Origin of the sequence: Granulicella sp. 5B5 (assembly GCF_014083945.1) — a bacterium.
In the GTDB taxonomy this organism is placed as follows: domain Bacteria; phylum Acidobacteriota; class Terriglobia; order Terriglobales; family Acidobacteriaceae; genus Granulicella.
Map to the genome: position 1 here is coordinate 3,841,873 of NZ_CP046444.1, position 26,450 is coordinate 3,868,322.

Sequence of the window (26,450 nt, forward strand, 5' to 3'; positions counted from 1 at the left end):
AGACAGTCCGGAATTGAAGGTTTTTTGCGGGGTCCGCCGGGTGACATCGATGGGGATGGTGCGTCGAAAGGCTGGCGATGAACGCGAAGGCGCTCGTTTGCATCCAAAGAGATGTGCGCAGATGCCTTGCCGCGGCGGGGCATACGGCTCTTATCGTTGTGTGAAAGGAACGGGAATACCGAGAGCAACCGGTTGCACAGGAGCCGTCGCGGTTCTTATAATCCGGAGCATCCGTCCAGCGGCCTTTCATTTTTGGAAGAGTTTGCCGTGCGGCGCGCAAACTGCGCTAATCTAAACGAACACCGTCTACACCCCGCAAAAGCTCCGAGGAGAACTTTATTTATGAAGAAGGTCGTACTTGCTTCGCTGCTGGCCGCAGTCTGCGCAGTTCCGTCGGCGTCAATCGTATATGCCCAGGCCGCACCTGGCCAGGTGGCGATGTCTGCCGATGAGTATGCGGCGTACAACAACGCCAATACCCAGACCACGCCGGAAGCCAAGGCTAAGGCCTTCCAGGCATACCTGAAGGCGTATCCGAAGTCGAGCGTGAAGCTGGCCGTGCTGACAGAGGTTGTCGCACTGTACAGCCAGACAACAGACGAGGAAGCCACGCTGGCTGCCGCTGACGATCTGCTGGCTGTCGATCCTGGCAACCTGCGCGCGCTGGCCATCAAGGTCTACTACCTTCGCGCCGATGGCGACAAGGCCACCGACCCCGCCACCAAGCAGGCTGACCTGGACAAGGCTGCTGGTTATGCGCAGCAGGGCCTGAGCGCTACCGGCTCCACCGGTGTCGCTCCGGCTGATTATGAGAAGTTCAAGGCGGCGACGATGCCGACTTTCGAGAGCGCGATCGCCGACGACGATCTTGCCAAGAAGGACAACGCGGACGCGATCAAGGCGCTGACCGCGGAGCTGAATGCCGTTCCGGTGGCCGACACACAGGACCCCTCCAAGCAGCTGCAGGATGTGTACGTGCTGGCGCAGGCGTACTACACCTCCACGCCGCCCGATTACCTGAACTGCACCTGGTATGCGACCCGCGCTGCGGCGTTTGCCCCGGCTGCGTTCAAGCCCACCATCGCCGGCCTGGCGACCTACTGCTACAAGAAGTTCCACGGCGGCGCGGATGGCTATGACGCAGTGGAGACCGCGGTGCAGACAAATCTGAACCCGCCTGCAGGCTTCCTCGCCGGCATCAAGCCCGCGCCGAAGCCGGAAGACTACGTGAAGCAGTTGATCGCGACGACGCCTGACCTGGCAGTGCTGGCCATCAGCGACCGTGAGTTTGCGCTACAGTACGGTACCTCCGACGACGCCAACAAGGTGTTCGACGCGGTGAAGGGCAAGTCGGTCGAGATCCCGGGCGCGCTGGTGATTGCGGCGACTGCGGACTCCGTGCAGGTCGCGGTCTCCGATGACGCGGTGCAGAGCAAGACGGCGGACTTCACCTTCAACATGAAGGACCCGTTGAAGACGGTGCCGAACGTGGGCGATACGGTGACGCTGGATGGCACCTACGACTCCTACACGCAGAAGCCGCTGATGATCACGATGACGGGCTCGTTCATCGTGCCGCCCAAGCCGGCCGCCAAGGCGCCGGTCCACCACCACCCGACGCACAAGTCGAAGGCGAAGTCTCACTAAGTCGCCCGGCTAAAACAGCGGCCTCCCGCAAGGGAGGCCGTTTTGTTTGCGCGTTAGCAGCTACCTGTTGAGCAGGTTGACGAAGAGGCGATAGGCGCCGGGCACGGCCTCCGGCAACTGGCGGTAGACGGCAAACGCGAGGTATGTCCAGCGGCCTTTGCCGAGCTGCGTGGTGATGAGACCGCCGCGCTGCGGCTCCTCGGGCCGCACGCCTTCGGCAGGAGCGCCGGGGTCGTGGACCTCGGTGAGAGCCGTGTAGTGCGCGTCCCAGGAGCCGAGGAAGCCGTGGCCGCGCTCTTCGATCCAGCCGTTGAAGTCGGCGGGCGTGATGCGGTTGGGCGTGGAGAGCAGCGGCGAGGCGGGATCAAGGAGCGCGACTGGGTCGGTCTCGTCGACGACCCTTTCGGCGTCGCTCCCGAGGGTGAGCGGATAGGGGGCATCGTCGGCGGTGAACTCGGCGGTCTGGTACTGGACGACGACGTTGCCGCCGCCGCGGGCGTAGGCCAGCAGCGCCTGCGTCGGCGCGCCGTGGAGTTCAGGGTGCGCGGCATAGGTGCGCACGCCGAGGATGACGGTATCGAAGTGGCCGAGCTTGCCAGCAGTGAGGTCGGCGACGGTGAGAATCTCAGGCTTGAGCCCGATGGAGGCGAGGGCCTCGGGTACGGAGTCGCCCGTGCCGGGGAGATAGCCGATGCGAAGCTTGCCGTTGGACGGAAGCTTGAGATCGACGGGGACGATGCGGTCGACGGCGGGTGTGTAGTAATCGGTGCGCGGCAGGTCACCGTAACCGATGGCGCGGTAGCCTTCGGTGTATTCGGCCACTGTAGGCAGGCTTACGGTGGCTGTCAGGCTTGCGGGCGCGCGCAGGTCCGCCGGTGGTGTGACGATGAACGCGGTGAGATCGCCGGAGACGGGCCCAGCTTGTTTGGCAGACCACAGCGCGGGCACTTGCAGGTGGACGGAGGGAGACGCGGACGGCTTCTCGTGTTTGACGACCTTATAGGAGCTGTCGCGGTGGTAGGCGGAGGTGGCCGTCGCTGTGAGATCGAGGCTGCGGGTGCCTTCCGGCAGGACTTGTGCGTTGGAAGAGAGCGCTAGGTTGACGGCCGGGACGATCTGGATGGGCTGCGGCCCATCATGCACGATGCGGCCCAGTTCGATGGTGGTGCCGCGATACTCGACATCCGTCCATGCCGTGAGGGCTGGGGGCGTGACGGGTGCATCGCGCAGCTCAGGGCGGCGGAGTTCATAGACCGGAGCCTCGATGTTCTTGCGATAGAAGTACGGCTGCGAGATGAGCGTGGTGAAGTAGGGGTGCGCGGTTAGCGTGACGGCGAGCGGGTGATCGACCGTGAGCTGGTTGCGGTCTTCGCTTACATTGTCCGGTTTTTCGATGCCGCCTGCGCTGTTGGTGAGCCAGGTGGCCTTGCCATGAAGCGTCTCAGACGAAGCGGTGCGCACCTGCGACCAGACGGAGATGCCGTTGCCTGCGGGATGGTCGATGTCGCTGTTGGTGGCGTCGTAGTTGAGGCCCAGCGCGAGGGCGAGCGCGCTGTTGAGTTGAACTCTTTTGACGCGCAGCTCATGCAGAACGCTCTCCTTCTGCTCAGGGTTGAAGCTGTCCCCTTCGACCCGCGAGATCAGTACGGTGGTCTGCTGCAGGGCATCGGCAAGCTGCGGCGCGATCTTTTCCGGGTGGGCAGCGTCAAAGGCCTGCGTTGTGTTTGAGATCTGTGCGCCAAGCATGTGGAGAGACTCGCGCAGATACTTCGGTGCGCTGGGTGCGAGGGTGGCGATGCCTTCGATGCTGGTATCGATGCCGTCGAAGAAGCTGGACTCGTCCTGCTTCTGCCTGTCGGCGGGCAGCATGGAGCCGTAGCGGTGGTAGGCGACGTCAAATTTGCCTGCGGGCGGCACGCGCAGGCCGGGGCCGATCTGCGATTTCTGCATGCCGAGACCCATCCGCGCGAACTGCACGTAGCTGAATGGCTTGCCCTCGGCTGCGGTGAGCAGCGGGTCGCTTTCACCCTCGTGGACGACGACGTCGGTTGTGGGCGGCGTAGTGGAGACTTGTCCAGTGACGTAGTTGACGAAGCGCGCCGGGATGTACTGGTTCGTGGCGTAGTCGAAGAGGCCCTTGTCGGAGATGGCGAACATGGGCACGCGCGCATAGACCTTGAGCGGCTGCCAGGGCAGGATGCCCTCGGCTGTGAGCTCGGGGAAGACGCTGGGATCGCCGGCGGCTTTGAAGGCCTCCTGCGCGATCTCGCCGGAGACTTGGTGCTGGCCATGGCCGTCTGTGACGCCGCCGATGAAGGTGGCGGTGAGCACCAGCGGTCGATAGAGGCGGATGGCGCGTACGACGTCATAGAGCACGCGCTGGTGCGTCCACTTGGAGAAGGCCTCTTCCTTGGTCTTGGAGAAGCCGAAGTCGACCTCGGTACCGAAGAACTGGTGGATGCCGGAGTAGCGGTCGCAGGCCAGCAGCTCCTGCGTGCGGAGCAGGCCGAGAGCATCCTCGAAGTCGGGGGTCATCGCGTTCTGGCCGCCTTCGCCGCGATTGAGCGAGAGGTCGGCGACGCGTGCGCCGCGGCCGCGGGAGTAGAAGGTCAACATGCCACCGTCCTCGTCGTCAGGGTGGGCTACGATGTTGAGGATGGAGGCGCGGGTGTTCAGGCGGCGCAGCATCTGCTGCAGGCCGAGCGCACCCTGGTCGATGGGCAGTTCGTGGCCGTCGAGGGGCTGCACGTGCTCGCCGCGGAGGTTGGCAGGGTCGAAGAAGGTCTTTGTGGGCGTTTGCGCGGCGAAGATGTGGGATGGGACCACAGCCAGTGTGGCAGCGAGGCCAAGCGAAGGTAGCAGCTTCATGCCTTTTAGAGTCTCACAGAGTGCGAGAGTCCCTCACTGCTGGGTGGGGCCCGGGTCTGTCGCCTGCACGGCGGCTATCGCGTGTTCCAGATGCTTGAGCAGCCCTGGGATGTCGGATTGAACGACCTCCCAGACTCGAACCATGTTCGTGGAAAAGTATCCGTGAGCCAGTTGATTGCGCATGGCATAGATAGAACGAAAGGGGATGTCCGGGAACCGCTGTGGAGCGTCTGGCAAGACTTCGAGCAGGTTTTTCGAGGCTTCGCCAAGGACCTCGATGTTTCGCATGACGGCATCCTGCGTGAAGACGTCTGTGAGAAAGCGCCTTCACTCTTACCTCTTGTGTAGCGGAGGATGTGTGCCGCAGCCTCATGCAGATGGCCGAGAAAATCGCCGGCTCTGAGGCTGTGCCGGCTCATAGCGGCAAGGCTTCCGCGACAACCTGATTGCGGAACTTTACGGGCAAAGAATCGGGCGTCAACAGATCAACCGGAACACCAACGGCATCCTCGATGGCGACCTGCACTTTTGCGATCTCCAACAGGCTGGCGCGAGGTGGGGCGTCGATCAACAGATCGAGATCGCTGCCGTCGCCGTCGTCGCCGTGCAAGACCGAGCCGAAGACGCGCGAGTTCGCCATGCCAGCCTCTGCGACTAGCCTGCGAATGGTATCCCGATGTTGCGACAAGACTTCGGAAGGCCTCATAGGAAAAGTCTAACGCACAGCGTCGTGATTCATTGCGTGAAAAGACTTGCTAGACGCGGGATGCGGTGAGTTCATGCCAGCTCATGCCGAAATTCACGACCAGACGAGAGATTGTATACGACGGATAGCCGCGCGATTTCATACACTGGTAGCAACCGTGTCGCAGACACCACCTCAGCTCGAACGCACGCTAACGCTGCGCGGCGCCGTGACGCTCAATCTGCTGGACATGATTGGCGTGGGCCCGTTTCTGACGCTGCCCCTGCTGCTGGGCGCGATGGGCGGCCCGCAGGCGATGCTGGGCTGGGTACTGGGCGCTCTGCTGGCGGCGTGCGACGGCCTGGTGTGGGCCGAGCTCGGCGCGGCGATGCCGGAGGCTGGTGGGACGTACTACTACCTGGCGAAGATCTTTCCGGGACGGCTGGGGCGGTGGCTGAGCTTTCTCTTTGTGTTTCAGCTGTGCATCTCGGCGCCACTGTCGATGGCGAGCGGGTGCATCGGGCTGGCGCAGTATGCGGGGTTTCTATCGCCGGCGCTGGTGTCGCACGCGGCGGTGCATGCGCTGCACCTCGGGCCGTACAGCTTCGGCGTAACGGCGGGTCGTGCGACGTTGATCGCGATTGCGACGGTTGTGCTGGCCGTGGTGCTGCTGTACCGGCGCCTGTCGGAGATGCGCGTAATGGGTGCCGTGCTGCTGACGCTGGTGCTCATCACGATGGGTTGGGCGATTGTCACCGGGCTGCTGCACGGACAGATGGCGCGGGTGTTTGCATTTCCGCCGGGAGCGTTTCGGTTGGACCACAGCTTCTTCGCGGGGCTGGGCTCTGCGATGCTGATTGCGACCTACGACTACTGGGGGTACTACAACGTGACGTTCCTCGGCGGTGAGACGCGTGAGCCGGGGCGGACGATCCCGCGCGCTGTGCTGCTGTCGATTGCAGTTGTCGCGGTGCTGTACCTGGCGTTGAACACGAGCGTGCTCGCGGTGCTCGGTGCGCCTGCGACGATTGCCGCAGGCAGCTCGCTTGGCGCGCGGCGGGCGCTGATTGCGGAGGTGATGCAGGTTGCCTATGCGCCGTCGCTGGGCGCGCACACGGCGATGTTGCTGGGGCGCGTAGCCGCGGTGCTGGTGATGGTGACAGCCTTTGCGAGCGTGTTCTCGCTGCTGCTGGGCTACTCGCGGATACCGTTCGCTGCGGCGCGCGATGGCAACTTCCCGGCGGTGTTCGGGCGGCTGCATCCGACGCGCGGGTTTCCGTACGTGTCGCTGCTGGCGCTGGGCGGCGTGGCGTGCCTGTTCTGCTTCTTCTCGCTGGCGGACGTCATCGCGGCGCTGGTAGTTCTTCGGATTGTGCTGCAGTTTTCGTTGCAGCACATCGGTGTGATTGCGCTGCGGTTACGCAGGCCGGAGCTGCCGCGTCCGTTCAAATTGTGGTTGTATCCGCTGCCTCCGCTGTTGGCGCTGGCGGGGTTTGGCTATATCGTGGTCTCGCGGCCGAACTTCAAGCGCGAGTTGTTGTTAGCGACGATCGTTGCGGTCGCCGGATCGCTGTTTTTTGCAGTGCGGTCGATATTCCAGCGCGGTGTTGCGGCATCCAGACCCGCGGCTGGTGACGTACTGTAACCAGCAGGCTCTGCGGGTGTCTAATCCTTTAGTAGAGAGCGAGGAGTGACCATGCTGTTGCGAACTGAAACGCCGATCCCATCGTCAGAGATTACGCCTAAGGAAGTGTTTGAATCCTTCAAGATGACGCGGCGGCGTGTGCTGTCTGGACTCGGTGCGGTTGGCGCTGCAGCGGCGACGGCGGGTCTGCCGCAGGTGGCGCTCGGTGAATCGCCGTTGAAGTACGTGGGCTCGAAGTACACGGTGCCCGACCGCGCTATAACGCCCGAGGCGAAGGCGAAGAGCTACAACAACTTCTATGAGTTTGGCGAAGATAAAGGCGATCCGGCCCGCAATGCGCATACGCTAAAGACGTATCCGTGGTCGGTGAAGATTGAGGGTCTGTGCAAGAATCCTCAGACGATCGACCTGTACAAGATGGCCGGGCTGGCGCCGATTGAGCAGCGCGTGTACCGCTTCCGCTGCGTGGAGGCGTGGTCGATGGTGATCCCGTGGGACGGCTACTCGCTCTCGGAGTTGATCAAGGTGGCCGACCCTCTGCCGAGCGCGAAGTTTGTGCAGTTCATCTCGCTGGAAGACTCGAAGACGGAGATGCTGCCCAGCGGCATTCAGTGGCCTTATAGCGAGGGCCTGCGCATCGACGAGGCGATGAACCCGCTGACCCTGCTGACCTTCGGCAGCTATGGTGAGACGCTCGCGAACCAGCAGGGCGCTCCGGTGCGTGTGATCGTGCCGTGGAAGTATGGCTTCAAAAGCCCAAAGTCGATTGTGCGGATCAAGTTTGTGAAGAGCATGCCGTCGACGACGTGGAACGAGCTTGCGCCGGATGAGTACGGATTCTACAGCAACGTGAACCCCACGGTAGACCATCCGCGCTGGACGCAGGCGCATGAGCGGTTGCTGAACACGAACAGCATCTTTCCCAAGGTGGTGCCGACGCTGATGTTCAATGGCTACAGCGACCAGGTGGCCTCCATGTATGCAGGCATGGACCTGCGGAAGAACTACTAGACTGAACGACTAGACTGGGCCCATGCCGACACGCGCTGTTCCTTACCTGAAGATCGTGGTGCACATCCTGTGCCTCTTGCCCGCGCTGTATCTGTGGCACGTGTACAGCAGCGGCGCGCTGGCGCTGATGGCTGACCCGGTGAACTACATCACCCACTTCACAGGCAACTGGGCGCTGTGGATTCTGCTGACTGACCTTGCGATCACTCCGGTGCGCCGCCTGAACAGTGGACTGGCATGGCTCATCCGGTTCCGGCGCATGGTGGGGCTGTATGCGTGCTTCTATGCGACGCTGCACCTGATGACCTATGTGTTCCTCTTTAGCGGCTATGACGTGCCGACGGCGCTGGCAGGCCTGCGTGCCGGGCATCTGCTGGAGCCGTGGAACCAGTTCAGGATCATCTGGCCGACGATGGTGGACGACGTGGAGAAGCGAAGGTTTATCCAGGTGGGGCTGCTGGCGTGGTTGATCCTGCTGTCGCTGGCCGTGACCTCGCCGCAGCGGATCATGCGGGCGATGGGTGGCAAGAACTGGCAGCGGCTGCATCGGTTGATCTATGTGGCTGGTATCGCTGCGGTGGTCCACTACATCTGGCTGGTCAAGACGGGCGTGCGTACCCCCTATAAGTACGCGGTGATGTTGGCTGTGCTGCTGCTGGCGCGGGTTGCCTACTCGCTGTGGAAGCGGTGGAAGAAGCCGGGCACGGCCCCGGTGCAAAAGGTTGCGGCCTAAAGCTCCGTCGGAGCGCAACTTCTGCTCCAAAGTGCAGGTCTAAGCTGGTGGTGAGGTTCACCATGAAGCTCGTCTGCGTCACTCTTCTTTGGGTCCTGGCTGCCGTGCCGCCTGTGCTTCACGCGCAGGACACCGATGCTGCGCAAGATCCAATGCAAAAGCGTGCGGCTGCAACGTTTGCGAACAAGGCGCATGTCGAAGCGAAGCATGGGAAGACGGCCACTCTTACACCGTTGACGCCGCGTGAGCGCGTGGAGCAGTTGCTGGACCGGTTCACCTTTGGGCCGACGCCGGGTGAGCTGGATCAGGTGCTTGCGGAAGGGGCGGATGCGTGGCTCACGCGTCAGATGCAACCGGGATCGATCAACGACGGCGCGCTGGCGCGGCGGCTCAACGACTATCCAACGGTTTCGATGACGCCTGCACAGGCGATGGCGGTATTTCCCGATCGTGCGCAGATCAACGCCGTGGCGAACGGCACGGAGGAGCCGCCGGATGATCCGCTGCTGCATGCGGTCTTCGATGTGCAGTACTCCAAGCTGATGCAGGAGCGCGAAAAGAAGAAGGTGGACGGCGCGGTTGCGGCGGAGCCGACGGAAGAAGAGAGGGCCGCGCAGAAGAAGCTGGACCAGGACAAGGCTTCGCAGCTCTTCGGCGAGTTGTTTGCTCTGCCGAAGAACCAGCGGATGAAGGCGATCCTCGCGCTGCCGGTGAGCGACAAGATCGTGCTGACGACCAACGGCAATCTCACGGGCGATCAGCGCAACCATCTGTTCGCGGACTTTGCGCCGCGCGAGCGCGAGGCGTTCCAGGCAATGGTCGGCAACGTGAGCTCGTCCGGCAATCTGATCAATGAGCTGTCGCAGGCGCGTGTGGTGCGGGACATCCTTTCCGAACGGCAGCTTGAGGCCGTGATGACGGCGTTCTGGTTCAACCACTTCAACATCTACGCGCCCAAGGGCTCCGACCAGTGGTACACCGCGAGCTATGAGCGCGATGTGATCCGCGCGCATGCGCTAAGCAACTTCCGCGACCTGCTGCTCGCAACGGCGGAGTCGCCCGCGATGATGGTGTATCTGGACAACTGGCTGTCGATCGGGCCGGACTCTCTGGCCGATGGCGTGAACCCGCAGAACCCGAAGTCGAAGAAGGGCAACAAGGGGCTGAACGAGAACTACGGCCGCGAGGTAATGGAGCTGCACACGGTAGGAGTGAACGGCGGCTACACGCAGGCTGACGTGACGTCGCTCTCGGCGATCCTTACAGGGTGGGGCATCGACCGGCCCAACGATGGCGGGCCGTTTCAGTTCGACTACAAACGGCATGAGCCGGGGCCGAAGCTTTGGTATGGGTACATCATCGACGATAACGGCAATGTGACGAAGATCGACCCGCACAAGCCCGTCTCAGCCGCGAGCCTGAGGGCGGCAGGCGACATGGCGACCCCAAACAGTATGAAGCAAGGACTGGCCGCATTGAACATCCTGGCGAACGCACCATCGACGGCGCACTTCATCAGCTATTTGCTGGCGCAGTATTTTGTAGCGGACGATCCACCCCCCGCGCTGGTGGACAGGCTACAGAAGGTCTTCATGGACTCGCATGGAGACATCAAGACCGTGCTGCGCGCGATTGTGGCATCGCCGGAGTTCAACTCGCGGCAGTACTTCCACAACAAGGTGAAGACGCCGGAGGAGTTCATCGCGTCGGCGTTCCGCGCCACGGCCACGGACCCCCAAAACCCGGGCGCACTGGTGAACCAGCTGAATGTGATGGGCATGCCGTTGTATCGCGCGCTGCCGCCCACGGGCTACTACCTCACCGCGGACAAGTGGATGAACTCGACCGCGTTAGTGGACAGGCTGAACTTCGCGTATCAGCTGACGAACAGCCGCTTCGCCGGGCAGAAGTTCGATGCGGCGAAGGTGGTTGCGCTGGGACTGCTCAGCGCGCCGCCCTCGACTCCGGCGAACGGTACGCAGGTGACGCTGCATGTGCTGGAGTCGACGATGATTGGCGCGCCCGTCTCCGCGCAGACCAACCAGTTGATCGACAAACAGCTCGCGCAGCAACCGCCGAACACGACGCCAAGCGACACGCTGAACCTGCTCACGGCGCTGGTGATGGGCTCGCCGGAGTTCCAGCTGCGCTAGTCGACGACAATGCCTTCGAAGAGGTCGGTTGAGGTGTGCGCGGACTGCGGCTCTGTGGCGGCGGCCAGCGTGTAAACCTCCTGCAGCGGATGGCTGCGCCACAGCGGCTCAACAATTTTGATCAGCGGTGCCTGCGAGCTATGGGCGCGGAATGCCTCAAGCTTGCGCACGAAGACGCCGCCGATGTCGAGCGAGAGGCTCCACGGCGGGGGCAGGGGAGCGAGGCGCTCGGGCAGAAAATACTGCGTGGAGAGGTAGTACAGCCGCTGCGGCCGGTAGAGCTCGCCGAGGGCAGGGAAGCGCTTGGGCGACCCTGCCCAGTGGAAGGCGGCGGTCGTCGCAAAGGAGACCATGGAGTGATCGGGGTGCGTGTTCATGCCGCCGTCGCCGCTGAAGGTGATGACGATCTGCGGACGGAAGCGCCGCATGTGCCCCACAAGCTTGCCCGCCATCTCGGAGACGCTTGCGAACTCAAGTTGCGCGTCCTGGTAGTCGAGCAGCTCGTGCTCGGTCGTGCCGAGGACCTTGCAGCTTGCAGCGAACTCGGCGCGGCGCATCGCGCCCAGCTCAGCGGCACTGCTGGAATCACCGCGGTTGGTGGCTGCCTGACCATCGGTGAGGCAGATCACGCTGGTCTGGGCACCGCGTTCGTTAGCCAGGGCTAACGCGCCGCCGAATCCCACGCACTCATCGTCAGGGTGTGCCACAACGCACATCAATCTGGGTCCCAAGCATCCTCCTCAAGCAGGTTGTCTTCACTCTGGAATTCTTCTGGAAAGAGCGATCCAGCTAGCAGCGCTGCCACCGGCGCAAAGCTGCGGCGATGGTACTCGCAGGGGCCGTGCTCAACAAGCGCGCGGCGATGCGTCGGCGTGGCGTAGCCCTTGTGCGCGGCCAGCCCATACTGCGGGAACTGGGCATCGAGTGCGACCATCTGCGCATCGCGATACACCTTGGCAACGACCGAGGCGGCAGCGATGGAGAGGCTCAGCGAGTCGCCGTAGATGAGCTTGGTCTGTGCGCAGGGGTGGTCGAGCAGCATGGCATCGATCAGCAGGTGATCGGGCGCGATGGAGAGGCCCTGCACGGCGCGCAGCATGGCCAGCCGCGAGGCCTGGTAGATGTTTACGCGGTCGATGGTCGCGGGGTCGACCTCGGCGATGCTGACGGCCAGAGCGATGGCGCGGACCTCGCGGTCGAGCTCGGCGCGGGCTGGTTCGGGCAACTGCTTGGAGTCTCGCAGGCCAAGCTTCTTCAACCGGGATAGTTTTTCCGGCAGGATGACGGCCGCAGCGACCACTGATCCAAAGAGGCAGCCACGCCCGACCTCGTCCACGCCCGCCAGGGTGGCGAAGCCCTGAGCGCGTAGCTGCCGTTCGTGTTTGTCCGTGCACTTTAGAAGCTTCAGGCGCGCCATCTTACTGGAGGTTTCAGTAACGGCGCGGGGAAAGACTTTGGTAACAGGAATCTGTAACGCGGACATGGTATCGTCCTGCCAGTGTAGCTGAATCCTATTCGGGTCTGTTGTGTCCCCGAGCGGCAAGCTGGCGACCTCCTTCCTGAGCACTCGTCGCGCTGGCATGCCGCGCTGACTCTTGCTGCATGTTCGCACGCGGCCAATGGCCTGCGCGCACCCTAAGTCTTTAGACGTGATGACGTGATGGAGCGTGTTCCATGGCAAGCTATCGCATCCGTAGAGCGTGAAGCTGAGTGGCAAGAACGGCGATCCGTCGTCCTGCCGCGAAGTCTCCATGCCGCTGGTGCTGGGCAAGGCCTCATAAGGTTCAAGTGGTTGAGTACAAAACAAAAGAGAGGCGACCCGAGGGCCGTCTCTCTTTTGTTCCCTGAAGGACAGAGCTTACGCGGAGCGCTCGACCTCGCGCAGACGGGCAGCCTTGCCGCGGAGACCACGCAGGTAGAACAGCTTCGAGCGGCGCACCTTGTAGCTGCGAATCTTCTCGACCTTGTCCACGACCTTCGAGTTGTAGGGGAAGATGCGCTCGACGCCCTGGCCGAAGCTCATCTTGCGAACGGTAAACGTGCCCTGCGGGCCCTTGCGAGTGGCAATGACCATGCCCTCGAACGCCTGCAGACGCTCCTTGTCGCCTTCTTTGATCTTCACCTGCACGCGGACGGTGTCGCCCGGGGCGAAGTCAGGGAGGTCTGTGCGCTGGAGCTTGTCGGCCAGCTTCTGCATAATCGGATGAATTGACATAGTAGATTCCTTGCGTAAAGTCGCAAGTGTTAGTTTACATCAAACACTGGGGTTTTGCAGCCGATTTCCACAAAAGGAGCTGCCGGGATCGGCCCTGAGTCCTTACTGCGGGACGGCGAACGCCACACCAGCCTTGCGATTGGCCGCCTCGGTGGCCGCAACGTCGAGATCGGCGACCGGGACCTCGCGCAAACGGTGCCCATCGGCAATGGTCAGCGTCGTCCTGGTCAGCATGTAGTTGCGGACCTGCTGGGAGGGGCGGCCGTCCTTGAAGACCAGCGTGACTGCATCTTCAGGCTCAGGTTGTTCAGGCTCAGATTGCGATGCGGTCACGCCGGCCGTCGCCGGTGCTATTTCCTGCTCAGGCGGATAGTAAGGGCCCTGATCTGGCGCTGGCGCATACTGCTGCGGCGCGGTTGCATAGGAGGCATCCGCAGGCGGTCCGTTGTTGCTCGACGCATCGAAGTCGGTGTCATCGTCGGGAAAGCCAAGCTCCCACGGCGTGACCCAGTAACCCGAGGCGTAAGGATAGGCTGAGACATACGAACCATCAAACCGGCCATAGCGGTTGCGGGGCGGATAGGGGCGTGGTCTGGGGACCGGGCGCGGGATCGTTCGAGATCCATATGCCGAATACGCGGAACGGGCAGGGTAGCCGCGGTAGGGAACTGGCCGCGCTCCGACAGCATAGCCTCGGTAGGCTGTCGCTGGACGATAAGGCATGGCACGTGGCGCAGGGGAGAACGACCGGAACCCGGCGCTGCCACCTGCAAATCCGCCACGGAACGAAGGCGCGCTACGTGCGCTGAACCCGCCGCCGCGTGGAGCGCCGCCTCTCTGCGCGCAGGCCTGCCAGGCAAAGCCGGTGAAGAGCAGCGTCGCTGTGGCGAGCCATCTCATGGCAGAATCCTACGCCTCTTGTCTGTTAGACGCCGCCATCGCGCGATTCGGTCATCCCGCTTGCTGGTTCCAGCCCAACTCAGCGAGATACTCGCGATCGTCGTCGCTCAGATCGGCAGTTGTGAGCAGGTCCGGCCGGTTGGCGAGGGTCTTGGCCAGCGCCGCTCGCCGCCGCCATCGCCGGATCACCACATGGTCGCCGCCACTGAGCACCTCGGGAACCGGTTGCCCGTGCCACTCCGCGGGGCGGGTGTAGTGGGGGTAGTCCAGCAGGCCGCCGGAGCCGTGGGTGGCACGCGGAACACCATCTGCAGTGAGCGTTTCGGTGGGCTCATCGCCCTCGCCAAAGCTCTCATAACGCGACGAGTCGGCGTGGCCTAGCACACCGGGCAGCAGGCGCACGACGGCGTCCACGATGACGGCCGCGCCCAGCTCACCGCCCGAAAGAACGTAGTCGCCGATGGAGAGCTCCTCGTCGCAGAGCTGCTGGCTCACGCGTTCGTCCACACCCTCGTAGCGCCCGCAGATAAGCACGACGCGCGCGTAGCCGGAGAGGCGGCGGGCTTCGGACTGCACAAACCGGCGGCCCTGTGCGGAGAGCAGAACGACGCGTTCGCGCATCCCACGCTCGCCCTTTGGGGCCAGTTGGAGCGAATCAAGGCACTCGAAGATGGGCTGGGCCTTGAGCACCATGCCTTCGCCGCCGCCAAAGGGGCGGTCGTCCACGGTGCGGTGGCGGTCGTGGGTGAAGTTACGAAGGTCGTGGGTGCTGACCGTCGCCAGCCCCTGCCGGACGGCCCGTTCGAGGATGCCGTGCCCCAGAATGCCATGTCCTCCTGCAGTTTCTGCGCCTGACAAACCAGCGGTGCCAAAGAACTCGGGGAAGATGGTCACGATGTCAAACTGCATCGTCGCTCCCCGTATCGTCCTCGGCTTCTTCTTCGCCGGTCCCCTCGCCGCCGATCAGTCCTTCAGGCAGGTGCATCGTCACGCGTTTCGCGTTCAGATCGACGGCCTCCAGCCACGCACGCACGAACGGCACCAGCACAGGCTCCTCGTCCCCGGCTATCTCAACCACAAGCAGAGGCGCGGCGTCTTCGAGGCGGTGGCCATCGGCGCTGACAGGGAACTCCAGATCGACGACGGTGCCCACCTGCTGGTCTCCATCGAAGAACGCGCAGCCCACCAGGTCGCCGACAAAAAACGTGTCTTCATCGAGCGCGGGCATCTCCGCAGCAGCGATCAGCACCTCGCAGCCGGCGAGGGCCTCGGCGTCGTTGATGCTGTCGCAGCCGCTCAACTTCAGCACCATACGCCCGGCGTTGCGGCCTGTGGGCGACCAGCAGTCCTCAAGCACGCGCTCAGGCGCAGCGACAGCAGGCTTCGGTGCCGAGGCCGCAAGACGCACGGCGCGGCCCTTGACGAAGACCCCAGCAAGGTCGGTCAGCGGTTCGGCCAGCAGCTCGCCGCGACGGCCCTGTGGGCGCAGCAGCTTTGCGATAGCGGTCCAGCTACCGGTCTCAGAGGATGTAGGTGTTGTGGTGCTCAAAACGCGAGGCGCCTCCGCTGCGCAACAGTCGCCATAGGTGGCCGGGAGAGACCGGCAGCACAGGCTGCCTTAGTCTATCCCGTGAACCAGCGTGCGGCAGCGGGCGCGTCAGTCCTCGTCGCTGGCGGCAGCGGCTCCGCCGACCACTCGGCCTGCCTCGACGATGTCGAGAGCAAAGCGGCTTTGAAGCTTCATGCTGGCGGCGCTGAGGATGGTGCGCAGCGACCGGGCTGTACGGCCCTGTTTGCCGATCAGCTTGCCGATATCGGCCGGGGCAACATGCAGGCGCAGGACATGAGAGTCCTGCGCCTGCATCGCTTCCACACGAACGGCGTCCGTGTCGTCCACCAAGGCTCGTGCAATCGTCAACAAAAGGGCCGTAATCTCATCGACAGCTACGCTGCCGCTTCGCTCAGAAAACTCGGTCACTCGTACACCTCTGGGGAGTACGTGAGCCGCCATAACTGCTTGCAAGCCTTTGAACTCTGCTGTGAAAGGTCCTGCTACCTCTGCCAATCAGGCTGCATCACGTGATCTTGCAATATCTCGTCACTTGCTACACAAAACCTGTGGCTTTCCGCTTTTTGACGGGCTACAGAGTGTTGTATTTCGGTGAGTCTACGCGATAGAGGGAGGAGCAAAAGGAACTCTTTGGGCACATGCTTGAGTCTCCCCAAAGGCATGCCAGACGGGTTACTTTAGGCGGCAGGGGCCGCTTCAGTTTCTGTCTGGGGTGGGTTCTTTGCCAGCAACTTTCCTACGGTCTCGGAGAGCTGCGCACCCTTGCTGGTCCAGTAGTCGATACGATCGCGCTTCAGCTCCACGCTGGCAGGCTCCGTACGGGGATTGTAGGTGCCGACAACCTCCACCGAGCGGCCATTGCGGGCACGGTCCTTTTCGATAACGACGATACGATAGTGGGGCTGCTTGCGGGCGCCAACGCGGGCGAGACGAATCATTAACACGACGGGGTTTTACCTTTCAGTTTTTGTCTATGTTGGGCGAGAAGATCTTGCGATCAGCGACCATGTGGTCAAGGATAAGACGACACAACCCAACATCTAAGTATCCCTGTTTCCACCCAAAACCGCAAGTTTGCAGCGCGACTTTTGATCGCGTCCGCGCCAGCCACGCAGCGTCCAAGCGAAAGCTAACTCCACGGCGGGAACAAGAAGGTTAAGGTGCGGTCGAACCGCGCGGCCCAGGCGTCCTCGTTGTGCTGCGCGCCGTCCACCCGTAGATACTGCAGGTCGACGCCATCCTTCCAGCCCCGCAGCCTCAGTCGCCGATGCAGCAGGTCGGTATCGCGCAGGTGACGCAGGCCCTCGGCGGTGCCCATGTCCAGCCAAATCCGAGGCCGCGGGCGTGAGTCGCTCGCCTTGAACTCGCTCACAATATTCAGGATGCTGCGCTGGTTCCACCACACGCTCGGGCTCATCACTGCCAGCCGCCCGAAGACCTCTGGATACTTCAGCCCCAGCGCCAGCGTAATCAGCCCGCCCAGCGACGAGCCGCCCATCCCCGTGTGCTGCGGCCCCTGCAGAGTGCGAAAGCTCTGGTCGACCAGCGGCTTCAGCTCCTCCACCAGCAGACGGCCATAGCGGTCGCCCGCGCCGCCGCCCATGCGGGCATCGCGCGTCGGCGTGTACTCGGTGATGCGCTTGACGCCTGTATTGGCCACCCCGACCAGGATCGTCGGCTCCATCAGCCCGGCTGCGGTCAGGCGGTCGGAGGTCTCGATCGCCCGCCACGTATGGTCCGCCACATAGGAGGTCCGGCCATCGAAGACATTCTGTCCATCGTGCAGATAGAAGACCGGAAACGCCCGCTCCGGTTCCTGCAGATAGGCCTCGGGCAGATACACCATCACATCGCGGCGGCTGGGCAGCCAGCGAGACCGCAGGTCGTGCAGCCGCAGGTAGCGGGGATTGGCGTCCAACTCGCTCGGCGCGGTTGCGTTTACCCTGAGTGGCACAAACTCGGGCGTCTGCGCGAGGTTGTGAAACAGGGGACGGAGTGGCGGATGAGATGATGTCGTGAACACGTTATGAATACTGGGTCTCTGGCCTTTGCGGCTAAGCTCTCAGAGTACCAAATCCGGGCCCGAAATTTGCCACAGGAGAGGCGAATCCGCACCATGCGACGCGACTACTACCAACAACACTCCGGCGAGCTGGGCCGCAATATGGAGATGCTCGTCTACAGCCGCTGGGACGCCGCCACCGACCCCGGCCTCCCCGTCATCGTCTTTCCCACCTCGCAGGGTCGCTTCTACGAGTTCGAAGACAAAGGCATGGTCCGCGCGCTCTCCGGCAAGATCGACGCGGGCGAGATCCAGCTCTTCTGCGTCGACTCGGTAGACAGCGAGAGCTGGTACAACCGCAACGTTGGCCCGGACTGGCGCGTCGCGCGGCAGGAGCAGTACGCCCGCTACATCGCCAACGAGGTCGTGCCCTTCATCCAGTACCGCAACTGGAACCCAAAGATCGTCACCGCCGGCTGTAGCTTCGGCGGCTACCACGCTCTGAACATGGCGCTCAAGTATCCGTGGACCTTCTCCGGCTGCCTCTCGATGTCCGGCGCCTTCGACATGGAGAAGCTGAACTTTCTCGATGGCTATCACGACCAGAACGCCTACTTCAACATGCCCATGAACTACATGCCCAACCAGCACGACGGGGCCACACTCGACCGCATGCGCCAGAACACCTACGTGCTGGCCACCGGCGTCCACGACCAGTGCTGGAACGATAACGAGCGCATGGCCGCAATCCTGCGCGGCAAGGGCATCCCTGTTCAACTCCACGTCTGGGGCGGCGACACCGGCCACGACTGGCCCTGGTGGCAGCAGCAGGCGCAGCAGTATCTATAGGTGTCAGACAGTAGTGAGTAGACAGTAAAGTCGTTTTCACTACTGTCTACGGTCTACCCACTACTGTCTTGTTTCTCCGCTACACTATCGGCAACACGGAGACCTTCGACCTATGATCAAGATCGGCGTCCTGTTCGGCAGGGAATCCACCTTTCCGCCCGCGCTTGTCGAGCGCATCAACGCGATGCAGCTGCCTGAGATCACGGCCGAGTTTGTCCACGTCGGCGGCGTCAAAATGGCTGAGCCCTGCCCCTACGCCGTCATCGTCGACCGCATCTCCCACGACGTCCCGTTCTACCGCTCCTATCTCAAGAACGCGGTGCTCACCGGCACGCAGCTCATCAACAATCCTTTCTGGTGGTCGGCCGACGACAAGTTCTTCAACTACGCTCTAGCCGCCAAACTTGGTGTTGCCGTACCGCGCACGGTGCTCCTCCCGCACAAACAGTATCCGCGCGACATCACCGCTGGTTCTCTCCGCAACCTTGAGTTTCCCCTCGACTGGAAAAGCATCTTCGACTACGTCAAGTTCCCGGCGTTTCTCAAGCCGCACGACGGCGGCGGCTGGCGTGACGTCTACTGCGTCCACAACCCGGAAGAGTTCTTCTGTGCCTACGACCAGACCCGCGACCTCTGCATGACGCTGCAAGCGGCGGTCCACTTCAACGAGTACTTCCGCTGCTACGTCGTCGGCCAGCAGGACGTGCACATCATGGCCTACGACCCGCGCCGCCCGCACGCAGAGCGCTACATCCTCGAACCGCAGATCTACCCGGACGGCCTGCTCGAACGCGTGGAGAAGGACGCCCTCACGCTCTGCCGCGCGCTCGGGTACGACCTCAACACCGTCGAGTTCGCCGTCGAGGACGGCACCCCCTACGCCATCGACTTCATGAACCCAGCACCCGACGCCGACGTCCACTCCGTCGGCCAGCACAACTTCGACTGGATCGTCGAAAAGGTCGCGCACCTCGCCGTCCACAAGGCCCAGAACCCGCAACCCATTGACCTCCGCTGGTCGAAGTTTCTAGGAGCCTGAGCTTTACTCTGCGTACATTGCGAGAACATTGCGTACTCTGCGTTCAAAGCTTTTGCTGTTGTCTTGAGGTGTCACATGCGCCCAACCTTCACCCTCGGCATCGAAGAGGAGTACCAGACCATCGACCCGGTCACGCGCGACCTCCGCTCGCACATCGCGACGGAGATGCTCTCCAAGGGCAAGCTGCGCCTCGAAGAGCGCGTCAAAGCGGAGATGCACCAGTCCGTCATCGAAGTCGGCACCCGCATCTGCCACAACATTGAAGAGGCGCGCGAGGACATCTACGACCTGCGCCGCAACATGATCCGTCTGGCCGAGGAGCACGATCTCGTCCTCGTCGCTGGCGCCACACATCCCTTCGCCGACTGGCGCGCGCAGGAGATCTACCCCGACCCGCGCTATGCCAAGGTCGTCGAAGACCTTCAGCTCGTCGCGCGCTCCAACCTCATCTTCGGGCTCCACGTTCACGTCGGCATCGAAGACCGCGAAGCCGCCATCCGTGTGATGAACTCGCTGCGGTACTTTCTGCCGCACATCCTCGCGCTCAGCACCAACTCACCCTTCTGGCTTGGCATGGAGACCGGCTACAAGTCCTACCGCGCCAAGGTCTTCGAAAACTTTCCGCGCACCAACCTGCCCGACGCTTTCGCCAGCTACTCCGAGTTCGAGAGCTACGTCAACCTCCTCATCAAGACCAACTGCATCGACAACGCAAAGAAGATCTGGTGGGACGTCCGCCCGCACCCCTACTTCAGCACTGTCGAGGTCCGCATCTGCGACATCCCCCTCCGTGCCGAGGAGTCCATCGCCATCGCCGCGCTCATTCAGGCCACCGCGCTGAAGCTCTGGAAGCTGCACTCGGACAACCTCGACTTCCGCCAGTACTCCCGCGCTCTGCTGATGGAGAACAAGTTCCGCGCCGTCCGCTACGGCCTCGACGGCAAGCTGATCGACTTCGGCAAGCAGCAGGAGGTCAACGAGCGCGACCTCATCCTCGAGTACCTCCGCTTCGTCGACGCCGAGGTAGACGAACTGGATTCGCGCACCGCGATCAACTACATTCACACCATGCTGCACAACGGCTCCGGCGCCGACCGCCAGCTCCGCGCCTTCCACGCCTCCCAAGCCGAAGACCACGCCGGCAAGCTCCGCGACGTAGTGGACTACATGGCCGCTGAGACCAAGGCCGGCCTCTGATCCTCTTCGCGAAACTTGGCGTCTTGGCGTTTTCTTCCTCATTTACCCTGTGAACAGCCGATGACAACCGCCACCGATCTCCGTTCCGTAACCTACCCCGAAACCTACCGCGAGGGCGCGCGCAACGCTGTCATCACCTGCCTGCGCATCCAGCCCACTGAGAAGGTCACACTCATCGCCGACCACAGTACCCTGGAGATCGCAGCCTCCATCGCCGCCGAACTCGCCGCCGTCGGCTGCACCTGGAGCGCCTTCGTCCTCGAAGACCTCGCCCCGCGCCCGCTCAAGGGCATGCCGCAGCCTGTCCTTGACGACATGGAGACCTCCCAGGTCAACATCTTCGCCGTTCAAGTCCAGCCCAATGAGCTCCGCTCCCGCATGGACATGACCGACGTCGTCAACCTCCGCCACATGCGCCACGCGCACATGGTCAACATCACGCCCGACGTCATGCTGCAGGGCATGCGCGCCGACTTCAACGCCGTCGACCGCCTCAGCCAGATCGTGCTGGACAAGGTCCGCGCCGCCACCTATGTCCGCGCCACCACACCGGCCGGCACCGACATCCACGTCACGCTCAACCCGCAGTACAAGTGGTTCAAGACCTCCGGCATCATCAGCACCGAGAAGTGGGGTAACCTCCCCGGCGGCGAGTGCTTCACCGCGCCCGGCGAGGTTGCCGGCACCTTCGTCGTCGACGGCGTCGTCGGCGACTACCTCTGCGCGCAGTACGGCATCCTGCAATCCACGCCGCTCACGCTCAACATCGAAGCCAACCGCCTTGTCTCCGCCACCTGCGCGAACAAAGACCTCGAGCGCGACTTCTGGGCCTACACCCACACTGATGAGAACTCCGACCGTGTCGGCGAGTTCGCCATCGGCACCAACATCGGCGTCTCTCGCGTCATCGGCAACATCCTGCAGGACGAAAAGTTCCCCGGCATCCACATCGCCTTCGGAGACCCCTACGGCAACCACACCGGCGCGCCCTGGAAGTCCGCCACACACATCGACGTCGTCGGCCTGCGCTTCAACATCTGGCTCGGCAACGGAGACGGCAGGGAAGAGCAGATCATGCAGGACGGCACCTTCCTTATCGGAGACTGACGCATGATCGAGCCGTTCCGCAGTGACTTCAACGCGCGCTTCACGGCAGAAAAATACGCCGCACTCAAGCGCACCATGGACGAGCGCACCCGCTCTCACATCGACTTCCGCCTCTGCGAGACGCCCTGTTTTTTCGCGCCCGAGCTGCTCCAGTCCATGGTCTCCGCCGGAGCCGAGCTGACCCACCAGCTCCTCGACAATCCCAAATACCTCGCCGCCTCGCTCGCGGCCATCCCCGCCGCCTACCGCGTGCCCAACGACGACGCCCATCCGCACTTCATGACCGTCGACTTCGGCCTGGTTCGTTCCGATGCCCGCGACCCCTCCAGCCAACTCGTTCCGAAGCTCGTCGAGCTGCAGGCCTTCCCCTCGCTCTTCGGTTATCAGCCCGTCCTCTCGCAGGCCTACATCGACACCTACCAGCTCTCCCCCGAGCTCGCCTACCGCTTCAGCGGCCTTGACGACGCGGCCTACTGGCAGCTCCTCCGCGAGGTCATCGTCGGCAACCACGACCCCGCCAACGTCGTTCTCGCCGAGGTCGCTCCCGAGACCCAGAAGACCCTGCCCGACTTCCGCGTTTACGAGCAGCGCCTCGGCATCCGCATCGTCGATGTTGCCCAACTCGTCAAGCAGGGCAATCGCCTTTTGTACCGTGAAAAATTCGGTTTGGTCTCGATCCAACGCATCTTTAACCGCGTAATCGTAGATGAGCTCGTCCGCAAGCAAATCCACCTGCCCTTCAACTACCGCGATGACCTCGCTGTCGAGTGGGCCGGTCATCCGAACTGGTACTTTCGCATCAGCAAACTTTCCATCCCATACCTCGACCACCCCACCGTGCCGCCCGCCGTCTTCCTTTCGGACTGGTACGCCGGCAAGCCGCATCGCCTTCCGGAAGACCGCGGCCAGTGGGTGCTCAAGCCTCTCTACTCCTTTGCTGGCAAGGGAATTCACTTCGCACCGGCGCAGGCTGACCTCGACGCCATACCCGTCGCAGACCGAAAAAACTACCTGCTGCAGCAGCGGGTCCACTTCGAACACGTGATCCAGACCCCCGAAGGCCCCACCCAGCCGGAGATACGGATTCTCTACGCCTGGCCGGCCGGAGGGCGGTTGACCGCCATGTGCAGCCTAGTCCGCATGGGCCGGGGGCTAATGATGGGAGTCGACCACAACCGCGACAAGACCTGGGTTGGCAGCTCTGCAGGCCTCTATCTGCCGGAAAAGGGTTCAGTCCACGCATAAGTACAATACACTTTGGAAGCACATACAGAGCACTCCAGAGCCTTCTTGAAGGAGCCACCATGTCCGACTCGCAAGATCCATTCGACTCCACTCCTTTGCGATCCTCTGTTCGGTTCCCCCTGCACCTGGATATTGTTCTCACAACACCCCAGGGAGAGTGCCAGGCTGTCACGGAAAACGTGTCGGCCAACGGCCTACTATTTGTTTCAGACAATCTGCCTGCGGTCGGGACACCGGTCGAGTTCCGTTTAAAGATGCCTGCCGCTATCATGGGCGGCGTCGATGATGTCCTGTTGCACTGCACAGGCCGCATCGTCCGTCACGGAGAAGAGAACGGCAAGTTGACCGCTGCGGCGGTCATCGACGAATACTCGCTAAAGGCAGAGCACCCATGAAGAGCGACAGCACTATCCTCCCAACCAACGGCGCAGCAACGGAGGAATCTTCTCCTCACCAGATCCGCGTGATCCTCGCAGACTCCCAGGCCATCTACCGCGTCGGCATGCGCAAGGTCTTCGCCGTCGAAGACGACATCCGCGTCGTGGCGCAGTCTGAGACCGTGGAACATCTCTACACGGCATTGGAACGCTTCCCTGAGAGCGTCGTTATCCTCGAAGCCCAGCTGCTCGACGACCCTGCCGGTGCCATCCCGCCCATCGTCGGCCGTTTCTCCACCGCGAAGTTCATCGTGCAGGTCGCCAAGGTGGACGAAGGCGATACCGTTGGCCTCTATCGCAGCGGCATCAAGGGCGTCGTGCCTCGCTCCATCTCGCCGAACCAGTTGGTTGAGTGCGTCCGCCGCATCGCCGCCGGTGAGACCTGGATCGACAACCAGTCCATCAGCTGGGTGCTGGATGCCTACCGCGCCCAGGCCGCCACGCTGATGAACCCCCGCATCCAGCCGCAGCTCTCTCCCAAGGAGCTCGTCATCATCGGCTGCATCACCCGCGGCATGCGCAACAAGGAGATTGCTTCGCACGTCGGCACCACCGAGCAGGTCATCAAAAACTACCTGCGCAAGATCTACGACAAGCTTGGCGTCTCCGATAGGCTGGAACTGGCGTTATACTGCCTGCACCACCAGATCCTCAAGCCCGACCCCGACGCGCCGCTCCTGGGGTCGTCGCGCCCAAGGTAGCAACCATCCCGGCCTCCGCTGGAGGCATGTATCCAACGAGGCCCGGCACGATGTTTCTTGCGCCCTTTCGCAGACTCACACCCCTGCAACGCCGCGCCTTTGGCGCCTGCTTCTGGGGCTGGACGCTCGACGCTTTCGACTTCTTCATCCTCACCTACTGCCTCGACTCCGTCGCCGCCACCTTCCATGTAGACATCAAGACCGCCGCCGAGGCCTTCTTCTGGACGCTCTGCATGCGGCCCGTCGGCGCGCTCCTCTTCGGCTACCTCGCCGAGCGCTACGGCCGCCGCCGCACGCTGATGACGGTCATCCTCTGCTTTTCGCTCTTTGAGATTGCTTCGGCCTTCGCGCCCACCTTCGGCATCTTCCTCTTCACCCGCGCGCTCTTCGGCATCGCGATGGGCGGCGAGTGGGGCGTCGGCGCAGCGCTTGCCTTTGAAACCCTGCCGTCGGAAGGCCGCGGCTTCTTCTCCGGCCTGCTGCAGGAAGGCTACGTCTGCGGCAACCTGCTCGCCGCCGCGGCCTACGGCCTCATCTTTCCGCTGCTCCACGGCCACGGCTTCCTCGTGAACTGGCGGCTCTTCTTCCTCATCGGGGCCTTGCCCGCGCTGCTGGCCTTCTACATCGGCTCCCGCGTCGAAGAGAGCCCAGCCTGGAAGACCCGCAAGCTCGAAGCCGCTCCACAACCTGGCCAGCCGAAGCCCATGAACATCGCCGGCGCCATCCTGCACAACCTCCCGGCCTTCCTTCTGCTCACGCTCATGATGACCGCCTTCATGAGCTTCAGCCACGGCACCCAGGACCTCTACCCAACCTTCCTCAAGCACGACCACGGCCTCACGCCGCGAACCACATCGTGGGTCGCGATCGTCGGCAGCATCGGCGCGCTGCTGGGTGGCATCTGCTGCGGCACGCTCTCGGAGCGCTTCGGCCGCCGCCGCGTCATGGTCACCGCCGCTCTGTGCTCCATCCCGATGATTCCGCTCTGGGCATGGAGCCATGCCGCCGCAATGCTCGCCCTCGGCGGCTTCCTCATGCAGTTTTGCGTGCAGGGAGCCTGGGGCGTCATCCCGGTGCACCTCAACGAGCTCTCACCCGCGCCGGTTCGCGCCATCTTCCCCGGCCTCGCTTACCAGCTTGGCAATCTGCTCAGCTCCAAAAACGGCCCCTTCCAGGCCGAGCTTGCCGACCGCTTCTACCACGGTCACCTCACGCCAGTCCTCGCCTGGACGGTGCTGGTCATTGCTATAGCCGTCGCTCTGCTCACAGGCTTTGGCCGGGAGTCCAAAGGCGCCGACCTCTCGACAGTCTGAAACCTGTCAACCCCTCCTTGCCGCATTGCCGATCTAACTTCAACAAACCAAAGCCTCTCCACGCCCGAAAGAAACAACGATTCACCGGCTGAAGCTTCTATACTGGAGTTAGGGTACAGAAAAACCCGAAACCCAAAACTCGGAACCCGGAACCCATAGCCAAAAAAACGGAACGGCCAGCGATCACCCCTAACCCCAATCTTTCCCATATCATACCCATAACTACATATAGAATCAGTCGCTTAACCCCGGGATCACCCCGTAAGTGGCTGATTCTGCTGGATACCTCCGCTACATAGGGAGGGGGGAGGGGTATCCCTCAATCCCTCATTTATCCTGATGGAACAGGAGCCTCGCATGTCGTCCGTCGCCACCGAACCCAACGCCTACGCGAGCTACCTCATCCAGCAGGACTGGAACGCCTACACCCCTGAGCAGCACGCCATCTGGCGCGAACTGGTCTCGCGCCGCATGCCGCAGTTGGAGCAGCACGCCAGCGCAGAGTACCTCAACGGCTTCCACCAGATCGGCCTCCAACCCACTGAACTGCCCGACCTCGCCGCCGTCAGCCGCCGCCTGCAGCCGGTCACCGGCTGGCAGTCCACGCCGGTCAGCGGCTTCCTGCCGGCGGACGCCTTCTTCGCGATGCTCTCCGCGCGGCTGTTCCCAACCACCATCTGGATTCGCAGCCGCGACGCCATGGAGTACACCCCCGAACCCGACATCTTCCACGACGTCTTCGGCCATGTCCCCATGCACGCGCACCCGGTCTTCGCGGACTTCCTGCAACACTACGGCCAGCTCTGCGCCTCACTCACCCAGCCGGACGACCTCGAACGCCTCGGCCGCCTCTTCTGGTTCACCGTCGAGTTCGGCGTCATCCGCGAACGCGGCCAACTTAAGGTCTACGGCAGTGGCCTCATCTCCTCCCACGGGGAGTGCACACACGTCGTCACCGGCGGAGCCGAAATCCGCGACTTCAATCTAGACGAAGTGCTCAACACCACCGTCAACGTGAGCGAGATGCAGCCCGTGCTCTACGCCATCGAGAGCTTCGAGCAGATCTACGAGGCGGCGAAGCAAGCCGCATCGCGACTCAGCTAGGAAAGCGGCTTCCTGTCGCTCATAAGAAT

At 62.8% G+C, this 26,450-nt stretch carries 25 protein-coding genes and 1 pseudogene; 14 read left to right on the forward strand and 12 right to left on the reverse strand.

Translation table 11 applies throughout. The features are described 5' to 3' along the window. The first annotated feature begins 342 nt into the window (after window positions 1-342). Complete coding sequence (locus GOB94_RS16245) at window positions 343-1,647, forward strand: hypothetical protein (protein WP_182276869.1); 1,305 nt, start codon at window positions 343-345, stop codon at window positions 1,645-1,647. Between the two features lie 60 nt (window positions 1,648-1,707). Here the strand turns inward: GOB94_RS16245 and GOB94_RS16250 are convergent, their stop codons facing one another. The 3 genes and pseudogenes from GOB94_RS16250 to GOB94_RS16260 form a co-directional block, all read right to left on the reverse strand. Beyond that, window positions 1,708-4,515, reverse strand: coding sequence for a PIG-L family deacetylase (locus tag GOB94_RS16250; protein ID WP_182276870.1), 2,808 nt, complete (start codon window positions 4,513-4,515; stop codon window positions 1,708-1,710). Window positions 4,516-4,548: 33 nt separating this feature from the next. Further along, window positions 4,549-4,827: pseudogene (locus GOB94_RS16255) on the reverse strand (HepT-like ribonuclease domain-containing protein); the annotation flags it as partial. A 103-nt stretch (window positions 4,828-4,930) separates the two neighbouring features. After that, a complete protein-coding gene (locus tag GOB94_RS16260) occupies window positions 4,931-5,155 on the reverse strand; it encodes a nucleotidyltransferase domain-containing protein (protein WP_255484088.1) in 225 nt (74 codons plus the stop codon). Window positions 5,156-5,378: 223 nt separating this feature from the next. Here GOB94_RS16260 and GOB94_RS16265 point away from each other — a divergent pair, with 223 nt between their 5' ends. The 4 genes from GOB94_RS16265 to GOB94_RS16280 all read left to right on the forward strand — a co-directional run bounded on the left by GOB94_RS16265 (window position 5,379) and on the right by GOB94_RS16280 (window position 10,742). Next, window positions 5,379-6,845, forward strand: coding sequence for an APC family permease (locus GOB94_RS16265; RefSeq protein ID WP_255484089.1), 1,467 nt, complete (start codon window positions 5,379-5,381; stop codon window positions 6,843-6,845). Window positions 6,846-6,896: 51 nt separating this feature from the next. Beyond that, window positions 6,897-7,856 (forward strand): protein-methionine-sulfoxide reductase catalytic subunit MsrP, encoded by a 960-nt coding sequence (gene msrP, locus GOB94_RS16270; protein ID WP_182276874.1) that lies wholly within the window; start codon window positions 6,897-6,899, stop codon window positions 7,854-7,856. Between the two features lie 22 nt (window positions 7,857-7,878). After that, on the forward strand, window positions 7,879-8,589 hold the full coding sequence (locus GOB94_RS16275) for a protein-methionine-sulfoxide reductase heme-binding subunit MsrQ (RefSeq protein WP_182276875.1): 711 nt from the start codon (window positions 7,879-7,881) through the stop codon (window positions 8,587-8,589). Between the two features lie 62 nt (window positions 8,590-8,651). Continuing rightward, a complete protein-coding gene (locus tag GOB94_RS16280) occupies window positions 8,652-10,742 on the forward strand; it encodes a DUF1800 domain-containing protein (RefSeq protein WP_182276876.1) in 2,091 nt (696 codons plus the stop codon). On the opposite strand, the gene GOB94_RS16285 is transcribed toward GOB94_RS16280, so the two are convergent. From GOB94_RS16285 to GOB94_RS16325, 9 genes are all read right to left on the reverse strand, one after another. Beyond that, a complete protein-coding gene (locus tag GOB94_RS16285; protein WP_182278688.1) occupies window positions 10,739-11,458 on the reverse strand; it encodes a PIG-L family deacetylase in 720 nt (239 codons plus the stop codon). The genes GOB94_RS16280 and GOB94_RS16285 overlap by 4 nt on opposite strands. Further along, window positions 11,458-12,225: a ribonuclease HII gene (locus GOB94_RS16290; protein WP_182276877.1), complete on the reverse strand. Its 768-nt coding sequence runs from the start codon at window positions 12,223-12,225 to the stop codon at window positions 11,458-11,460. The genes GOB94_RS16285 and GOB94_RS16290 overlap by 1 nt, the downstream gene beginning before the upstream one ends. 375 nt (window positions 12,226-12,600) lie before the next feature. Then, window positions 12,601-12,957 carry a 50S ribosomal protein L19 gene (rplS, locus tag GOB94_RS16295; protein ID WP_346265630.1) on the reverse strand — a complete coding sequence of 119 codons (357 nt, stop codon included), beginning with the start codon at window positions 12,955-12,957 and terminating at the stop codon, window positions 12,601-12,603. 102 nt (window positions 12,958-13,059) lie between these two features. Then, a complete protein-coding gene (locus GOB94_RS16300) occupies window positions 13,060-13,857 on the reverse strand; it encodes a hypothetical protein (protein ID WP_182276878.1) in 798 nt (265 codons plus the stop codon). A gap of 51 nt (window positions 13,858-13,908) precedes the next feature. Continuing rightward, window positions 13,909-14,766, reverse strand: a complete 858-nt coding sequence (trmD, locus tag GOB94_RS16305) for a tRNA (guanosine(37)-N1)-methyltransferase TrmD (protein WP_182276879.1) — start codon at window positions 14,764-14,766, stop codon at window positions 13,909-13,911. Beyond that, window positions 14,756-15,406 (reverse strand): ribosome maturation factor RimM, encoded by a 651-nt coding sequence (gene rimM / locus GOB94_RS16310; RefSeq protein ID WP_182276880.1) that lies wholly within the window; start codon window positions 15,404-15,406, stop codon window positions 14,756-14,758. Before rimM ends, trmD begins: the two co-directional genes overlap by 11 nt. Before the next feature lie 108 nt (window positions 15,407-15,514). Further along, window positions 15,515-15,835: a KH domain-containing protein gene (locus GOB94_RS16315; RefSeq protein ID WP_255484091.1), complete on the reverse strand. Its 321-nt coding sequence runs from the start codon at window positions 15,833-15,835 to the stop codon at window positions 15,515-15,517. Between the two features lie 269 nt (window positions 15,836-16,104). Then, window positions 16,105-16,365: a 30S ribosomal protein S16 gene (gene rpsP / locus GOB94_RS16320; RefSeq protein WP_182276882.1), complete on the reverse strand. Its 261-nt coding sequence runs from the start codon at window positions 16,363-16,365 to the stop codon at window positions 16,105-16,107. Between the two features lie 191 nt (window positions 16,366-16,556). After that, the gene (locus tag GOB94_RS16325; RefSeq protein ID WP_182276883.1) at window positions 16,557-17,381 is read right to left on the reverse strand and encodes an alpha/beta hydrolase-fold protein; all 825 of its coding nucleotides are present in this window, start codon (window positions 17,379-17,381) and stop codon (window positions 16,557-16,559) included. Between the two features lie 162 nt (window positions 17,382-17,543). Between GOB94_RS16325 and GOB94_RS16330 the strand changes: the two genes are divergently transcribed. The 9 genes from GOB94_RS16330 to GOB94_RS16370 all read left to right on the forward strand — a co-directional run bounded on the left by GOB94_RS16330 (window position 17,544) and on the right by GOB94_RS16370 (window position 26,421). Next, the gene (locus GOB94_RS16330; protein WP_182276884.1) at window positions 17,544-18,278 is read left to right on the forward strand and encodes an alpha/beta hydrolase-fold protein; all 735 of its coding nucleotides are present in this window, start codon (window positions 17,544-17,546) and stop codon (window positions 18,276-18,278) included. Between the two features lie 112 nt (window positions 18,279-18,390). Then, complete coding sequence (locus GOB94_RS16335) at window positions 18,391-19,317, forward strand: hypothetical protein (protein ID WP_182276885.1); 927 nt, start codon at window positions 18,391-18,393, stop codon at window positions 19,315-19,317. A 75-nt stretch (window positions 19,318-19,392) separates the two neighbouring features. Further along, window positions 19,393-20,514 (forward strand): carboxylate-amine ligase, encoded by a 1,122-nt coding sequence (locus tag GOB94_RS16340; RefSeq protein ID WP_182276886.1) that lies wholly within the window; start codon window positions 19,393-19,395, stop codon window positions 20,512-20,514. A 60-nt stretch (window positions 20,515-20,574) separates the two neighbouring features. Next, window positions 20,575-21,621: an aminopeptidase gene (locus GOB94_RS16345; RefSeq protein ID WP_182276887.1), complete on the forward strand. Its 1,047-nt coding sequence runs from the start codon at window positions 20,575-20,577 to the stop codon at window positions 21,619-21,621. 3 nt (window positions 21,622-21,624) lie between these two features. Further along, complete coding sequence (locus GOB94_RS16350) at window positions 21,625-22,866, forward strand: hypothetical protein (protein WP_182276888.1); 1,242 nt, start codon at window positions 21,625-21,627, stop codon at window positions 22,864-22,866. Window positions 22,867-22,925: 59 nt separating this feature from the next. Further along, window positions 22,926-23,261 carry a PilZ domain-containing protein gene (locus tag GOB94_RS16355; RefSeq protein ID WP_182276889.1) on the forward strand — a complete coding sequence of 112 codons (336 nt, stop codon included), beginning with the start codon at window positions 22,926-22,928 and terminating at the stop codon, window positions 23,259-23,261. Continuing rightward, complete coding sequence (locus tag GOB94_RS16360) at window positions 23,258-24,004, forward strand: response regulator transcription factor (protein ID WP_182276890.1); 747 nt, start codon at window positions 23,258-23,260, stop codon at window positions 24,002-24,004. The genes GOB94_RS16355 and GOB94_RS16360 overlap by 4 nt, the downstream gene beginning before the upstream one ends. Window positions 24,005-24,030: 26 nt before the next feature. Continuing rightward, window positions 24,031-25,317, forward strand: coding sequence for an MFS transporter (locus tag GOB94_RS16365; RefSeq protein WP_255484095.1), 1,287 nt, complete (start codon window positions 24,031-24,033; stop codon window positions 25,315-25,317). 357 nt (window positions 25,318-25,674) lie between these two features. After that, window positions 25,675-26,421, forward strand: coding sequence for a phenylalanine 4-monooxygenase (locus GOB94_RS16370; RefSeq protein WP_182276892.1), 747 nt, complete (start codon window positions 25,675-25,677; stop codon window positions 26,419-26,421). Window positions 26,422-26,450 lie beyond the last annotated feature (29 nt).